This window comes from Sinorhizobium meliloti (assembly GCF_017876815.1).
Classification (GTDB): domain Bacteria; phylum Pseudomonadota; class Alphaproteobacteria; order Rhizobiales; family Rhizobiaceae; genus Sinorhizobium; species Sinorhizobium meliloti.
In genome coordinates this window covers 836163-852131 of sequence record NZ_JAGIOS010000003.1, presented here as the reverse complement: position 1 = coordinate 852131, position 15969 = coordinate 836163, and the positions used below count along the sequence as shown (strand labels likewise).

Here is a 15969-nt window from a genome sequence, read left to right as displayed (position 1 = left end):
TACGTATGCCCAGCCTGCCTCTTTTTGCCCCTCAGGGGCATCGGAGATGAGCCAGATTTTCGGGCGCGTCGTTATCGCGCTCGTCCTCTCCATCGAAAATCGCATAAAGGATCAACAGGAACCGCCCCTTATGAACGAGTAGCGTTAGTGCCCGCGCCGTCACTGAGGATATCCATATAAGCTCGATACACGAACACTCGGCCACGGCGCCGTCCGGTGGCTTCTTCGACGACGCCGAGTCTCTGTAGCTGGTCCAGTGCAGCGTTCACGGTCGGCACTGTGAGACCGCTTCGCTTCGCCGCGGACGCTGCGGTCAGATAGGGGCTCGTGCGCATGATTTCGTGGATCTGAAGGACCGATCCTGTACGTTCGGATTCTCTCACGATCCGTTCCCTGTCGTCGTGAAATAGTCGTGCAATACGGTTGGCTGTCTCGAAAGCTTGATCTGCTGTTTCGGCCACACCGTCCAGGAAAAACTCCAGCCAGGCTTCCCACGTTCCATATTCTCGGACTTCCTGTAGAAGCCGGTAGTAGTCGGGCCGCCGCGATTTGAAATAAAGGCTGAGATAGAGCAGAGGTTGTTGAAGCACGCCGGTCGCGCAAAGGAACAGTGTGATCAGAAGTCGACCGAGGCGGCCATTTCCATCTAGGAAAGGATGGATGGTTTCAAACTGGACATGGATGAGGCCCGCCTTAATCAGCGGCGGAATGCTCGGCGTCTCCTCATGAATGAACCTTTCCCAGTCACCGAGGCAAGTCATGACCTCATTCGCTGGAGGAGGCACGAACATGGCGTTTCCGGGCCGCGTGCCGCCGATCCAATTCTGTGAGGTGCGGAATTCGCCAGGGCTCCTTCTGCCGCCGCGACCGCTATCCAGCAACCGCTGGTGCATTTCCCGGATGAGGCGCAGTGACAGGGGCAACTGCCGCATTCGCTCTAGACCGAACATCATGGCGTCAACATAGTTCGAGACTTCGCGGATGTCGTCGACAGGTTCGCCGCTGATCGCCTCTGTCTCGAAGCGAAGGAGATCGGACAGCGTCGACTGAGTGCCCTCGATTTGGGAGGAAAGGACAGCCTCCTTGCGTACATACATGTACAGGAACAGCTCCTTGTTCGGCAGCAGGATGGAAACGCCATCAAGTCGTCCCAGAGCGCGCTCGGCGGCGCTGAGTCGCGTTAAGAGGCCGGTGATTTCAAGAGGGGGATTGGGAGGAAGAGGTGGGGGTACAAACGCCTTCACACGCTCGCCGCCAACAGCGGTCTCCACAAAACGACCAAGGCGGCCACCGGTCTCGTTCCTCATGCACTTTCCAGTTTGGCTAAGTTTGTCGCCTTTAATTAGCATGTCCAGTTAATAAATGAAATCCCGTTTTCGTTAATTAGTGAGATCGCTTATTTAATTCGGTCGCTCATCACAGCTTCTATTCGACCGCTTCGAGACCAGGGTTATCTCGGCCATCACTATTTGCGTGTCTACGTGCCGATTCGGTTCAAGTCGGGGGATTTCTCTCGGATTCCGGTCCAAAGCGGACCTTCGGCCTCACAACATCAACCGCCGACCTATTCCTAGCGCGGCTGACAAGACATGTTCACCCAAAATTCCGGCGTCTAATCCTGGCCGGGAGGCCGCGCGGTTCTATCTGATCATGCGGGGGTGCTGAAGTGGCCGAAGGACCACCACTGATGACGGTTCGCTGCTGCCCGAGTATGGAGGTCCCATTGCCTTTGTTCATTGTGCACCATCAGCACTCGCCCGAAACCTGTCCCGCGCGCGATCCAGCCAAGGGCACGATGCTGTTGAACCATTTGAGCCGGCCGAGCGCTGCTCGCCACGGTGTGCTGATCAAGGGGGAAGCCGTCGCACAGGGCTCACATTCGCTGTTCTTCATTGCCGAAGCAGCGGATGAGGCCATCCTTCAGGCTTTTTTGGCGCCTCTCCGTCAAGCCGGCGACGTCGAAGTGACGGCAGCGATGACTTGCGCCGCGATGGTTTCGAGGGGCGGCTGCGAAGAACGTCCAGTGGACGTCTCGGCAGAGGTGCTCGACCCCGCAGACGCCTGCCAGGATGCCGTCGAGGCTGGCCTTCTCATTCACAGCGTCAATCCGTTGAATGGCGAGACCTCGGTGCCGGACCTTGCAGGCGGTGCCGTGATGCCAAACGGTCGGTTTTACCTGCGGAACCACTTCGATATCCCGAACCTTGGCGGTGACAACTACCGGCTTTCGATCGGCGGGCTGGTCGAAAGACCACTGAAACTGAGCATGAGGGAGCTTCACAATCTTCATGCCGAAAGCCAGGTTGTGACGCTGGAATGCGCTGGCAACGGCCGTAGCCTGTTCGATCCGGCCGTGCCCGGCGAAGCCTGGGGACTGGGCGCCGTCAGCACTGCCGAGTGGACCGGCGTTCGCCTGATGGAAGTGCTTGAGCGAGCGGGACTGCGAGCCGGCGCGACCGAACTCACCTTCCGCGGTGCCGACAGCGGGGTCGTCGACGGGCACGACGCGCCGGTTCGTTTCGAACGCGGCCTCAGCCTCGACCAGATTCGTGAAACGGATGCGCTTCTTGCCTATGAGATGAACGGCGAAACGCTGTCACCACCTCATGGCTATCCATTGCGGCTGATCGTGCCCGGTTGGTATGCGGTAGCGTCGGTCAAGTGGCTGACCGAGATTGTCGTTACCGACCAACCCTGCGAGGCATACTATCAGGCGGAGAAATACTGGTACCATTGGGTGCGAAACGGGCACGATGAGCGCGCGCAGGTGAAGCTGATGAACGTGCGAGCGTTGATATCTTCGCCTGAAGAGGGGGAGAACCTGCCGCGCGGCGACACCGCGATCCGTGGGGTCGCGTGGTCGGGTGCCGGGAACATCTCCAGGGTCGATGTAAGCCTGAACGGCAGCCCGTGGCGCGAGGCTCGGCTCGTTGGCGAACGACGACGCTCTGCCTGGCAACGGTGGGAGTTGATCACGCGACTTGAGGAGACGGGGCCACTCACCGTACGGGTGCGCGCCACCGACATGACGGGCCGGACCCAACCCGAGCACGCTGAGTGGAACCGTCTGGGCTACGGCAACAACTCGATCCACTCTGTTGCAGCGCGGGTAATCTGAAGGCGGAAAGCACGCGTTTCAAAGCGGCGTTGCTTCATGTGCGGTGAAAAGGTGGTGAGAGCCAGTTTTCGCAATCGGGAAGACAAGCCGCTTGCCCTCTGACGCCGGGTCGACAAGGCCTATCCTCAATCTGCTGGAAACGGCAAACCGTAGCGTTCGCGGACGGTGCGCTCCTCGTAACGGCTGCGATAAACTCCGCGGTCCTGGAGGATCGGGACTACTTTGTCCACGAATTCCTCGATATCGTCTGGTGCTCTTGGCGGCTGAAGCGTGTAGCCGTCGACGGTGCCGTCGTCCCATAAATCAATGAGCGCATCAGCTACCTCTTCTGCGGTCCCGAGCAGTAGCCGATGATGGCCCTCGGAGCGGCGTACCACTTGCCTTGCCGTCAATTTCTCATGCGTCAGAAGATCGGAAAGCCCCAACCCCATGCCGACCGCCTGCAGGCGGTTGGGATCCGGGATGAAGCGTTCGGCGTCCAGCACTGCATCCGGATTGAAACCATCCGGATCGATGCCGTTCTCCTTTATGAACCGCGCGATCAGGCCGTCTTCCGAACCTGCGCCGCTGAAGAGCTCGTGTTTACGCAGTGCTTCTTCTTTCGTCTCGCCGAGGATGACCACTACCCCGGGCACGATCCGGATGCCCTTGGGATCGCGGCCGAGGCCTGCAGCGCGATCCCTGACCCTCTTGCCGAAGGCCTGGCCGGCTGGGCGGGAGAGGATGTTGCAATAGATGATCTCGCCATGGCGGGCGGCGAGTTCGATGCCGCCCTCGGAGGCGCCTGCTTGCGCAATGACCGGATGGCCTTGCGGGCCGCGGGGAACATTCAACGGTCCCTTAACCGTGAAATGATCGCCCTCGTGGTCGATCGCATGCGCACTACCTGCATCCCAGAAACGTTCGTCGGGCACATGGCCTTCTCGGGCAGGATCCCAGCTTGCCCAAAGCTTCTTGGCGACGTCGAGAAATTCGGAAGCCTTCGCGTAGCGCTCGCTGCGCGGAGGCAGCGGTGCGGAGCCGAAGTTGGCCGCCACGTTCGGGTTGAAGGACGAGACGATATTGATGATCAGCCTCCCGCCCGAAACGATGTCCGTCGACTGGGTCCGGCGGGCCAGGTTGTACGGCGAGTTGTAGGTGGAGGACATCGTTGCGACGAAGCCGATATCGGGCACCTGCGCTGCGAGCGCCGTACAGAGGATCAGCGGGTCAATGGTATGGAATGGACGGCTATTCGGATCGGTCATCAATGCGGGATGATCGGAAAAAAACACCGCGTCGAACAGACCCCGATGGGCGAGTTCGGTCAAGCGCTTGTAGTAGCCGGGGTCGTAGATGTCGTGGCGGTTGCCGCTGCGGTACTTCCACGCTGCCGGCAGATAACCGGTGGTGTTGATGCCGACATTCAGATTGAGCTTGCGGGGCATGCGATTGAAGGTCCTTCAATAGGCCGCGGTGAAGCGGCGGCGGATGAATTGTCCCTTGTCGAGTTCATCGACGATGGCTATGGCGAAATCGGCGTCGGAGATGCGGCTCTCTCCTGCTTCGTCACGCAGGAGCGCATCTTCGCCGAGCCTGAAACGGCCGGTTCGCTCGCCCGCCTTGATGGAAAGAGGCGGGGAGACATAAGTCCAGTCAAGGTCGTGCTCGCCGCGCCTGAGGCTGCGCAGGATCTCGCGGTTGCGCAGCGTGTGGGCCCTGTGGTCCGCGGGGTAGAAATCGCTGTCGACGACGTCGACGCCGGGACTTGCCTGAAGGCTTCCAACCCCGCCAACGATGAGGATGCGGCGGACGCCGGCGCACTTGACGCCTTCGAAAAGGGAAGCATGCGCTTTCTCGATGAGAACAGCGGCATCCTCCGCCGAATGGCGGCGCAGACCGGGGCTGTAGGCGCTGATGACCGCATCGTGACCGACGACGATCCTTGCCACTTCCTCCGGATCAGCGATATCCGCCTTCAGCGCCGTGAGGCGTTCGGCAGGCTCCAGGTCTGCGGAATGCGTCACGGCTGTCACGCGGTGCCCGCGCGACAAGGCCTCTTTGCGGATGTCGCTACCGATGTTTCCGGAAGCACCGAAGACGACGATGGGCATGATCAAGCTTTCCTGATGCTAGAGGTGAGGTATGGCCTTCAGCGGCCGATTGGCACCGACATTACGCTGCATGGCTGAAAGTGAGGACCGCACGGCTTCGTAGCCGTGCTCGCGCATGGCGTTTTCGTAGTCGTTCACTGCGGCGAGCGGCGGCTTGCCATTGCGCCGCGCAGCCACGAGCTCGCGAACGAGCAAGCCGGTATCGTAAAGGGCGGTGTTGCCGCCAAGCGCGCGGAAATAGGTCATCGCGTGAATCGCGTCGCCGAGCAGCGTCACCGGACCGCTTTGCCACACCGCGCCGGGCGTGGAGCTCTTGACCTTGAGGAAGGCGACCGTTGACGGGTCGCTGTGGCGAATGAGCTTCAGGATGCGCTCGTCCCAGTGACCAATATGCCGAAGGAGCGTTTCGAGCAGGGCCGCTCCGTCGAGCGTTTCGAGTACCGCATCCGGCCCGAGCTCGTCCGTGTCGTAGGCAGTGTTCCACCAAGTGTAGCTAGTGGAGTTGTTGAAGTGGAAGCCGGGGATGTCGGCATGGTCGGGATCCTCGCTGCCAATGAGATCGTGACGGGCATAGGCGGAAGGATCGACCCGGTGGCTGGTGATCATCAGGCCCCGGCCGTCGCGCGGGCGAATGTTGGTGTTGAACTCGGTAAGAAGCGGCGAGATGCCGTGTCGGGCCGCCGCGGCGAGGGTGATCTTGCCGGCCAGCCGGCGGACGCCCGTGTCGATGCTCTTGAGGTGAGGCAACAGCTGGCGGCGGACCGCCGAACCGGCACCGTCAGCGCCGACCAAAAGGTTGGCGCGTATGGCCGAGCCGTCGGCGAAATGCGCAAGCACGGTTCCGTCGGCCAGCCGCTCGTAGCGCTCGAACCGCTTGCCGGTATGGAAAATGTCCTCGAGACCGAACAGAAGGATCTGGCGCAGCGTGATGCGGCTGACCGACTTTTCTATATGCGTATCCTCGAGATCGCCTGATCCCTGACTTGCGTTTTCCTGCCGGTGGAATGTTTCGTCGAGGGCGAGGTTTTCCGTTGGCGCAATTCCGAGCGTATCAAGGAAGGCTTGAAAGAGATGAGCCGGCAGGTTCGCCTCGAGCGCGTCGATACCCCGTTGCCGGATCCGCATGCGAAAACCCTGCACATAGTCTGCACGAACCGGGTCACGCTCGAAAACGGCGGTGTCAATGCCATTCTTCTTCAAGCCCTGTGCCAGGGCGAGACCGCCCGGTCCTCCACCGATGATGGCGACGTCGACGAGGGGTATGGTCATGGCTGATACTCGGGGACTGCAGCCGCCGGAGCGACCTGTTCTAAGATGAAGGCGGCGACGGTACGGGGCGAGCGGCCAAGCAGCGTCCGCACGACGTCGGTCGTCGTCGCGGCGCGGCCGGCAGCGATCAACCTTACGAATTGCGCAACGGCGCGATGCTCGAAGTCACCATCTTGGGGAACAATCTGTGGCGGCTCCTCGAGTGCTGCCACCGACCGTTTCAACGCGGCGGCCATGAGAGAGGCGATCTGCCGGAACGAGACGATGTCCGGACCGGTAAGGTTGAGCGTGCGGCCATCGAGACGATCAGCAAGGAGCTGTTGCACGGCGACATCGGCGATGTCGCGCGCGTCGATGTAGCCGATACCAGCGTCGAGGTTTGCTGCGACGACCTGATCACTCGTGACTACCTGCCTGATGATGTTGGCGAGCGAGACCTGCATCCAGGCATTGGGCCGAAGCGAAACCGCCTCGATCGGCAGGCTTCCCAAGTGCCGTTCGACGGCAGCATGGGCATCACCGGATATCGAATTGCCCGCCGGTTCGATCGTCCAGTCGGAGCCCGAAATCTTGACGATGCGAGCAACGTTTGCAGCGACGGCTGCATCGGCAGCAGCGACCTGATCCGTGACGAGCCTGGCGCTGATCGGCGACAGAAGAAGAAGCCGCGCTACGCCCCGAACGGCCGTTTCGAGCGAAGTGCGGTCGCCGAAATCGCCGGCGGCGATCTGCACGGTCTTGCCGAACAGGGCACCTGCAGCCTCGGGGCGCCGGGTAAAGACGCGAACCGGTTGTCCGAACGCCACGAGCCGTTCGACGACGAGTCGGCCGAGCTTGCCCGTGGCGCCGGTAACGAGGATCGGCCTCTCGCTCATGCGGCTGTCCGCCGCAACGCAGCCTGTAACGGCTTCTCGTCGATCCAGCCGAAGACGTCGAAATCTTTGGGAATGAAGCCCCAATCGAGAAGGAAGCGTTTGAAGTGATCGAACGCGGCGATCTGTTCGTCGTCCAATGTGAGAGCGAGGTGGCGATGGACGTTCGGTCCATTGGCTGCCCAGACCGCATCCTCGCCGACGCCGATCTCGTTCGCGATGAACCGGACTGCTGTATCCGGGTTGGAAACCGCCCATTCGCCGACGCGCGCGACAGTCGCCACGAGATCGACGACAAGGTCGAAATGTTCGTCGAGGAAGCGTGCGTCGACCGTCAGTGGCCGGGGCGTGCCGTTGTTGATGCGGATCTTCGCATCCGGATGGAAGCCGAACTCCGATACCACCACTGCGCCGATCTGGTTGGCGAGCACGATGCCTTCCGCGCCCTTGACGAAGAAGGCGTCGATCTTGCCTGAGGCCAGAGCCAGCAGTTCATCGCCATAGGGATATCGGCGCTTCAAGCCGAGGAAGGCGGCATTGCCGCGTTCGATCAGGTTGCCCTCGTCGGTATCGAGAGGGACGAGTTCGACATCGCCGTGATCGCGGCCGCCGAGTGAAAGGGCTGAAACGATGCCCTTCAACGCGGTGGCGCGCTGGAAATCGACGACCTCGGAATTGGGTTTGCGCGGTACCCCGATGCGGCGGCCTTTCAGGTCACTCGCGGCGAGAATGCCGGAACCTGGAAGTGCTACGATCGCCTGGAACTCGTCTGTGGTGGTGATGCCTACGACGCGTGTCTCGCGCCCGCCAGACCGCGCCCAGATCGGTGGAATGTTGCCACCCTGCCGAAACGAGTAATCCAGCGCATGAGTAAAATGGCTTTGGCGGACCGACGGATCCTTGCTGTCGCGGATCGAGCGGACGGCAACGCCGGCGCTCTGAAACTGTTTGTCGACCCAGCCGAGCTGATGGGCAATCGACAGCGGGCTGGGGGCGGGGCAGCGCGTGTACCAGACGGAAGAGAGGGAGGACATCCAAAACTCCTAGCTGCGGCCGACGACGGCAAGACGGGGTTGCTGGTGAGAGCGGACGGGCACCGGATCGAGCGCGACAGCGTGCGTTGCGGCGTGGCGGCTGAATGCGGCTTTGGCGAGCATCATCCGGATGAGGTTGTTCTGCGGCGCGTGCGCCTTGCCAGAGAGCGCGTCACGATGGTGACGTTCCAGCGGATTGTCGCGGCTGATGCCGGGATTGCCGCCAAGCTCAAGGGCAAGCGTCGTCACCGTGATCGCATTGGCGATCACCGTGTGTTTGACCGCGGCGGCGTCAGCCCCGAAGGCGCGTCCGCTGTCAAAATCCTCGGCGATCGAGCGCAGAAGCCGGCGATTGACCGTCAGGAGGACCTCGATCTCGCCAAGCCCATCCTGGATGCGGGGAACGGTTGAGAGGGGAGCGCCGAGGCTTGCCGGCGCTCGCGAGGTGGTAAAGTCGATCAACCAGTCGCGTGCGCCGCGTGCCGCGCCGTCGTAGATCGCGGGGACGAGACTGAAATACCAGGCGCCCATGCGTTCGTCGCGTTTCAGGCCCTCGCTCGCCGGCGCGATTTCGAGAACATCCTCGAGCGGGATCGCCACGTCATCAAGGATCAGGTCGTCGCTGTTGGTTGCCCGCATACCCGTTGCGTTCCAGGTCTTTTCGACGCGGATGCCGTCGGCCGACGTCGGCACGAGGAACGAGCCCAGTCGCGGCTCCGGCTCGTCGGTAACAGCAAGGACAGCCACCCAGCGCAGAAGCGGAATGCCGGTCGCGTAGGTCTTGTGGCCGGTGATGCGCCACTGGTCGCCAACGCGCCGAGCAATGGTTTCCGGCAACGACCCATGCGATGGAGAGCCGACGCGCGGCTCCACCTGGGCAGCATTGATCAACGCCACACCCTCCCGATTGGCTCTGGTGACACGCTCGACAAGGTGCGGCGGCCATTTGCCTGAGGTGCGCACCGAATAGTGCTGGTTGTAGTGCATCGAAAGGACGAGAGCGGTCGAGGGCTCGCCACGGGCAATTGCCGAAACGACGGCGAGCGCGTCCGTCAGTCCGCCACCGAGACCGCCATGCTCCGTCGCAGTCACCAGGCCAAGCAGTCCCGCCTCATGCAACGCGTCGAAGTTGGCAAATGGGAATTCGCCTGTTTCATCGTAGTGGCGTGCTGTCAGGGCGAAGCGCTTTCCAAGCTCTTCGGCCTTGGCAAGCACCGGTGCAAAACGTTTGGGATCGGTCATCGGTTGCTCTCGTTCAGGCGACAGTGCGGACGTCGAGCTCCGCCCAGGGGCGGTGGTCGACCCATGCGTTGATGTCGAAGTTGCATTCGAGGAACCCCCATTCATGCAGGAAGTCCTTGTAGTGCCCGATCGCAGCGACGAGTTCCGGTTCGAGGCCGATGCCGAGATGTTTGTGCAGATCGGGGCCGTTGGCCGCGGCAACGACCTCTTCTGAAGCGCCGACTTCGCGGGCAACGAAGCGGCGCACCTCGTCGGGATGCTCCTCGGCCCAGGCGCCGGCCTGATTCAAAGTCGCGATCAGCTTGGCGACGAGATCAGGACGATGTTCCGCCAGTCGCTCGTCCACGGTCAGTACCCGTGGGGAGCCGGAATTGATGCGGATTTTTGGGTCGGGGTGGAAGCCGAATTCTGCGACCGTGTGGGCCGCGAACAGGTTGGCAACGGCAATGCCGGGCGTGCCTTTGACATAGATGGCATCCACCTCTCCGCGCAGCAGCGCCGCAATTTCGGGGCCATAGGCCTGACGGTTTCTGAGGCCGTAGAGCTGCGGCCCCTCTCTGCCGTCGAGCACGCTTTCGGAAAGCGGGATGTCGACGATCTCGACGTCGGAGGGTGCGAGCCCGTCGAGCGAGAGAGCGGAAACGAGGCCCTTCAGAGCGGTAGCGGCCATGAAGTCGACGATCCCAGGTGGGCGACGCGCAATGCCGAAGCGCCGGCCGACGAGGTCGCGTGTCGTTTTGATCCCGGTTTCGGACAGCGTGATGATCGCCTGGAACTCGTCTGTCCAGGTGATGCCGACCAGCCGCGTCGGATTGCCTTCCGAGCGGGCGCGAATCGGCGGGACATTGCCGCCATGGCGAAACGAATAGTCGAGATGGTGATCGAAATGGCTAGACCGGATGGAGCGATCCTTGCTGTCGATGATCGAGTTCAGCTTGATGCCCTCGGCGGCAAATGCCGTGTCGAGGAGGCCAAGCTGGGTGGCAAGCCCCATAGGTGTCGGCACGGGGCAGCGCGTGTACCAGATGTGTGAGATGGCATTCTTGCGTGTCACGGGATCCTCCGCTGTCTCTGATGGGCTGTGCCGGGAAGCGTTTTTCGTTCGAGCGCGTCTTCCTAGTCGGCCATTGCGAGAACTGTGCTCATGCAGGATTGAAATTCTTCAAATCTCGGGGTTGGCCGTAAACACTGGAATGGTGTTCCGGTAATCAGCCAGCCGCAGGGTGAAATTGCTAAAACACATTTGACAAAGCCTATGTATTTAGTCAACTATAAAATCATTCGGCGGCGAAAGATCAGGCCGAGGTGCAGGTTCGCCGTTGGCGGACAGCCAAATGGAGAGGCGACATCGATGCCGGTGCTGATCAGAATTGCGCGAACGCTTCGACGAACACTTCTGCAGGCGGTTCCGACGATCCTCGGAATCGTGATCCTGAACTTCTTCCTTTTGCAGTTGGCACCTGGTGACGCGGCGGATGTTCTGGCCGGCGAGGCGGGTTCGGCGACGGAAGAGAGTGTTGCGGCGCTGAGAGCCCGCTTCGGGCTGGATAGTCCGGTGCTCGAGCAATTGGCGACCTACCTCGGCAACCTCGCTCAGTTCAGTCTTGGATTTTCACCGCGCTACGGCATGCCGGTTGCCGACCTGATTGTCCAGCGCCTGCCGGGAACACTGACGCTGATGGCGGTTGCGCTCTTCATTGCCATCCTTCTCGGGGTCGTGTTGGGATCGCTAATGGCAAGCTTTGCAGGACGGATCCCGGACCGCCTGCTGTCAATCTTCTCGCTGCTCTTTTACTCGATCCCGAGCTTCTGGATCGGCCTGATGCTGATCGTGCTCTTCTCGGTCAAACTCGGTTGGCTGCCGAGCGGCGGCGCGGCGACGATCGGCTCGCAGTTGAAAGGGTTCCCGGCACTGCTCGATAAGGCGCGCTACATGGTGCTGCCAGCGACCTCGCTCGCGCTCTTCTACGTCGCGATCTATGCGCGGCTGACACGCGCTGCCATGCTCGAAGTCAAGAACCATGATTTCGTGCGCACCGCCTATGCCAAGGGTCTGACGCCGTTTGGCGTGACAGCGAGGCACATTCTGCGAAACGCGCTGATCCCGATCACGACCATGGCTGGAATGCACATCGGCGGCATGCTCGGCGGCGCGGTGGTGGTGGAAACCGTCTATAGCTGGCCGGGTCTAGGTCGCCTCGCCTTCGAGGCGGTCATGGGCCGGGATTTCACCGTGCTGCTCGGCATCCTGCTCCTGTCCTCTCTTCTCGTCATCATCGCCAACGCGGCAGTGGACCTCGTCCACGCCTGGCTCGATCCCCGAATAGGAGCTCGCTGATGTCCACCACCGACTTCGGGGCCTTTCCAGCTGTCACGGGCGGCGCCTATGCTGCTCCGGCCACGAACGAGCAGGCAACCGCGCCGGAACGTCCGGCCTGGAGCAATATGAAGGCTCCCGACGCGCGCTCTCAGCAGACCGCAGCGGTCGCCATTACCAACGGGCGGAGGGCACTGAAGGTCTTTCTCGCCAACCCCAATGCGCTGTTCGGCACTGCATTCCTCGCGCTCGTGATCGCCGTCGCACTGCTGGCGCCGGTGCTCTATCCCGGCGACCCCCTGTCCATGGTTGGAAAACCGTTCCTCTGGCCAGGCCAGCATCCAGGTTTTCCGCTCGGCACGGATTCGCTTGGTCGTGACGTCCTGGCAGGCATTCTGCACGGGTCGCGGATCTCCTTGTTCGTGGGGCTTATGGCGACGGCGCTCGGTCTCACCTTCGGTGTTTTCGTCGGTGCGATTGCCGGTTACTTCGGTGGCTGGATCGACGACCTACTCGTCAGGCTCATCGAGATCTTCCAGACTCTGCCGAGCTTCGTGCTCCTCGTCGTTCTGGTCGCGATTGTCCAACCTTCGGCAACCACCGTCACCCTTGCGATTGCCGTCATCTCCTGGCCGACGGTCGCGCGGCTGACCAGGGCCGAATTCCGTGCAATCCGTGAAAAGGATTTTGTCATGGCCGCCCGCAGTCTCGGCTTTGGCGATGGTCGGATCATCTTTTGCGAGATCTTACCGAATGCACTGCCGCCGATCATCGTCACTTCTTCGGTCATGGTCGCAACCGCGATCCTGATGGAGTCGGCGCTCTCCTTCATGGGTCTCGGCGATCCGAATGTGGTGAGCTGGGGCTCGATGATCGGCACCGGCCGCGAACTGGTCCGAACCGCCTGGTACCTGACAGCGCTTCCGGGCCTCGCGATCGTCTTTACGGTGCTTGCGCTCAACCTCATCGGTGACGGACTGAACGACGCTCTCAATCCGCGCTTCACGCAGGATCGTTGACGATGGCGCCGCTGCTTCAGGTCGAAAACCTCACCATCGGCTTTCCGCGCGCGGAACCGGTCCGCAACCTGTCGTTTGAGGTTGGGGCGGGCGAGACACTGGCGATCGTCGGAGAATCCGGTTCGGGCAAATCGCTGACGGCGCTCGCCCTGATGCAATTGCTGCCGCGCGCAGCACAAGTGACCAGCGGCCGCATCATCTTTGACGACCGCGACCTCCTGGATCTGGATGCGCGAGAAATGCGACGCCTGCGCGGGCGCGAGATCGCCATGATCTTTCAGGAGCCGATGACGAGCCTCAATCCTGTCATGTCGATCGGCCGGCAGATCGGCGAAGTGCTGAAGGTGCATGAAAACGTCTCGGCCAGGGCGGCGCGAGAACGCGCGATCGAGCTTCTGAAGCTCGTGCGCATCCCTGCCGCCGAAAAGCGGATCGACGACTATCCGCACCAACTCTCGGGCGGCATGCGCCAGCGGGTCATGATCGCCATGGCGGTCGCCTGCCGGCCGAAACTGCTGATTGCCGACGAGCCGACGACGGCGCTCGATGTGACGATCCAGGCGCAGGTTCTGGATCTCCTCGACACCCTCAGGCGCGAGCTGCAGATGGCTGTCGTTTTGATCACCCACGACCTCGGCGTCGTCGCGCAATGGGCCGATAAGGTCGTCGTGATGTATGCCGGCCGCAAGGTCGAGCAGGCACTGCCCGGCGATCTCTTCAACGATCCTCTGCATCCCTATACGCGCGGGCTGCTTTCGGCTTCGCCGCGCTTGAAGAACGACTTTCACTATCTGAACGGTCCGCTCACCGAGATCCCCGGAACGATCGTTTCTGCGGCAGGCGAGGCGGGTTGTCCCTTCAGACCGCGCTGTCGCCAAGCGCGCGCAAGCTGCGCCCATCAGGTGCCGCCTTTGATTGCTCAAACGCCGGACCGACTCGTCGCCTGCCCGTTCACCTCGTCCCTCAAGGCCGTCCCCGATGCCGCTCATCTCAGCCTCTAATCTCAAGACCCATTACAAGACCCGCGACGGACTGTTGCGCTCGGTCGATGGCGTCGATCTCGTGGTCGAGCGTGGCGAGACCGTCGGGCTTGTCGGTGAAAGTGGTTGCGGCAAGTCGACGCTTGGCAAGACACTTCTGCGCCTTGTCGATCCGACCGCGGGGCGGATCGAGTTCAAGGGCCAGGACATCACGGCACTCGACCAGGGGCGGCTGAGAAACGTCCGCAAGTCGATCCAGATGATCTTTCAGGACCCATTCGCATCGCTCAATCCGCGACACACGATCGGTGAAATCCTGGAAGCGCCGCTGATCGTGCACAAGGCCGGCAGCCCGCCAGAACGCCGTCGCACTGTCGCCAGCATCGTCGCCAAGGTCGGGCTGCCTGCCGACGCCATCAACCGCTACCCGCACGAATTCTCAGGGGGCCAGCGGCAAAGGATCGGCATTGCCCGCGCGCTACTGCTCAATCCTGAACTGATCGTCTGCGACGAGCCCGTTTCGGCGCTAGACCTGTCGATCCAGGCACAGATCCTGAACCTCCTGGTGGAGATGAAGAAGGAGTTTGGTCTCTCCTACCTCTTCATCAGCCATGACCTGTCGGTGGTGCGCTATTTCTGCGATCGGGTTCTGGTCATGTATCTCGGTCGGATCGTGGAAAGCGCCGACAACGAGACGCTTTGGTCGGACCCGCGCCATCCATATACGCGAGCGCTGATGGCCGCCGTTCCCGATCCCTCGCGGCCGAGACAGGCGGCTCCGCTTGGCGGCGAGTTGCCGAGCCCGAACAACATTCCCCCTGGCTGTCGGTTCCACACCCGATGCCCGTTGGCGACCGAGCTTTGCCGTGTTGCCGAACCTGAATTCCGCGCCATCAAGCCCGGCCATCACGTGGCCTGCCATGTTGCGGACCACATCAACTGAAATGGAGAACTTGAATGGTTGAGTATCGCTATCTTGGGCGCAGCGCCCTCAAAGTGTCGCCGCTGACACTCGGATCCATGATGTTCGGCAACCAGACGCCTGATGACGTCGCCTTCCGCATCATCGACAAGGCGCGCGAACAGGGCATCAACTTCATCGACACGGCGGACGTCTACCACGACGGCAAGTCGGAAGAGGTGGTCGGGCGCGGCATCAAGGCGCATCGCGATCACTGGGTGGTGGCGACGAAGTTCGTTAATTCGCGCCAGAAGGGGCCGAACCTCGGCGGCTATTCGCGCAAGTGGGTCTACCAGACCGTCGAGAGCTCGCTGCGCAATCTCGGCACGGACTATATTGACATCCTCTATTTCCACCGCGCCGTCTTCGATGCGCCGCTCGAAGAGCCGGTGCGGGCGATCGCCGACCTGATCAAGGCCGGCAAGCTGCGCTATTTCGGGGTTTCGAATTTCAGGGGGTGGCGCATTGCAGAAGTCGCCCATCTCGCCGACCAGCTCGGCATCGACCGGCCGATCGCCAGCCAGCCGCTCTATAACATTGTCAACCGCACGGCAGAGGCCGAGCAATTGCCGGCGGCTGCCGCTTATGGACTGGGTGCCGTGTCCTATAGCCCGCTGGCGCGTGGCGTCCTGACGGGCAAATACAATCCCGGCGAAGCGCCGGCCGCCGATACCCGCGCCGGGCGCGGCGACAAGCGGATGCACGACGTGGAGTTCCGCGAAGAATCGATCTCGATCGCCAAGCAGATTGCCGTCCACGCACAAGCCAAGGGCATCGCAGCCGCCGATTTTGCGCTCGCCTGGGTGCTCAATAACCGGCTGATCACATCGACCATTGCGGGCCCGCGCACCGAAGAGCACTGGGATGGCTACATTCGCGCACTCGACGTCAAGCTTGATGCGGAAGACGAGGCCCTGGTCGATCGCCTGGTCGCGCCCGGCCATCCTTCGACCCCGGGCTTCACCGATCCGGGTCATCCTCTCGAGGGACGCGAGCCGAGGTCCGGCGCGACGGAAGCCGAGATCATTCCGCTTGCCCGTTCGCAGCGCGTCGCCTGACGGGTT

General features: G+C 62.0%; 14 protein-coding genes. 6 read left to right on the top strand and 8 right to left on the bottom strand.

The genetic code is table 11. The features are described from left to right. Positions 1-128: 128 nt before the first annotated feature. Positions 129-1307, bottom strand: a complete 1179-nt coding sequence (locus JOH52_RS30525; protein WP_017266162.1) for a Fic family protein — start codon at positions 1305-1307, stop codon at positions 129-131. A gap of 416 nt (positions 1308-1723) precedes the next feature. On the opposite strand from JOH52_RS30525, the gene JOH52_RS30520 reads away from it, so the two are divergent. After that, positions 1724-3118, top strand: coding sequence for a sulfite oxidase (locus JOH52_RS30520; RefSeq protein ID WP_017266161.1), 1395 nt, complete (start codon positions 1724-1726; stop codon positions 3116-3118). 125 nt (positions 3119-3243) lie between these two features. On the opposite strand, the gene JOH52_RS30515 is transcribed toward JOH52_RS30520, so the two are convergent. From JOH52_RS30515 to JOH52_RS30485, 7 genes are read right to left on the bottom strand one after another with little or no spacing between them, the layout of a single operon-like run. Then, positions 3244-4545, bottom strand: a complete 1302-nt coding sequence (locus JOH52_RS30515; protein WP_013851119.1) for an NtaA/DmoA family FMN-dependent monooxygenase — start codon at positions 4543-4545, stop codon at positions 3244-3246. 15 nt (positions 4546-4560) lie between these two features. After that, on the bottom strand, positions 4561-5211 hold the full coding sequence (locus tag JOH52_RS30510) for an NAD(P)-dependent oxidoreductase (protein ID WP_014531918.1): 651 nt from the start codon (positions 5209-5211) through the stop codon (positions 4561-4563). Between the two features lie 18 nt (positions 5212-5229). Then, the gene (locus JOH52_RS30505) at positions 5230-6480 is read right to left on the bottom strand and encodes an FAD-dependent oxidoreductase (RefSeq protein WP_014528306.1); all 1251 of its coding nucleotides are present in this window, start codon (positions 6478-6480) and stop codon (positions 5230-5232) included. After that, positions 6477-7355 (bottom strand): NmrA family NAD(P)-binding protein, encoded by an 879-nt coding sequence (locus JOH52_RS30500; protein WP_013851116.1) that lies wholly within the window; start codon positions 7353-7355, stop codon positions 6477-6479. The genes JOH52_RS30505 and JOH52_RS30500 overlap by 4 nt, the downstream gene beginning before the upstream one ends. Then, entirely contained in the window at positions 7352-8386 is a 1035-nt protein-coding gene (locus JOH52_RS30495) for an ABC transporter substrate-binding protein (RefSeq protein WP_013851115.1), read from the bottom strand. The genes JOH52_RS30500 and JOH52_RS30495 overlap by 4 nt, the downstream gene beginning before the upstream one ends. Positions 8387-8395: 9 nt before the next feature. Further along, complete coding sequence (locus JOH52_RS30490; RefSeq protein ID WP_017266159.1) at positions 8396-9628, bottom strand: acyl-CoA dehydrogenase family protein; 1233 nt, start codon at positions 9626-9628, stop codon at positions 8396-8398. Between the two features lie 13 nt (positions 9629-9641). Next, positions 9642-10682 (bottom strand): ABC transporter substrate-binding protein, encoded by a 1041-nt coding sequence (locus JOH52_RS30485; RefSeq protein WP_017266158.1) that lies wholly within the window; start codon positions 10680-10682, stop codon positions 9642-9644. Positions 10683-10979: 297 nt separating this feature from the next. On the opposite strand from JOH52_RS30485, the gene JOH52_RS30480 reads away from it, so the two are divergent. Genes JOH52_RS30480 through JOH52_RS30460 form a run of 5 tightly spaced genes read left to right on the top strand, consistent with a single transcriptional unit; the run spans position 10980 to position 15963 of the window. Next, entirely contained in the window at positions 10980-11966 is a 987-nt protein-coding gene (locus JOH52_RS30480) for an ABC transporter permease (protein WP_014531915.1), read from the top strand. Beyond that, the gene (locus tag JOH52_RS30475) at positions 11966-12964 is read left to right on the top strand and encodes an ABC transporter permease (RefSeq protein WP_014531914.1); all 999 of its coding nucleotides are present in this window, start codon (positions 11966-11968) and stop codon (positions 12962-12964) included. The genes JOH52_RS30480 and JOH52_RS30475 overlap by 1 nt, the downstream gene beginning before the upstream one ends. 2 nt (positions 12965-12966) lie before the next feature. After that, complete coding sequence (locus JOH52_RS30470; RefSeq protein WP_014531913.1) at positions 12967-13965, top strand: ABC transporter ATP-binding protein; 999 nt, start codon at positions 12967-12969, stop codon at positions 13963-13965. Further along, entirely contained in the window at positions 13943-14887 is a 945-nt protein-coding gene (locus JOH52_RS30465) for an ABC transporter ATP-binding protein (protein ID WP_014989658.1), read from the top strand. Before JOH52_RS30470 ends, JOH52_RS30465 begins: the two co-directional genes overlap by 23 nt. Positions 14888-14901: 14 nt before the next feature. Further along, positions 14902-15963 carry an aldo/keto reductase gene (locus tag JOH52_RS30460; protein ID WP_014531911.1) on the top strand — a complete coding sequence of 354 codons (1062 nt, stop codon included), beginning with the start codon at positions 14902-14904 and terminating at the stop codon, positions 15961-15963. Positions 15964-15969: the final 6 nt, after the last annotated feature.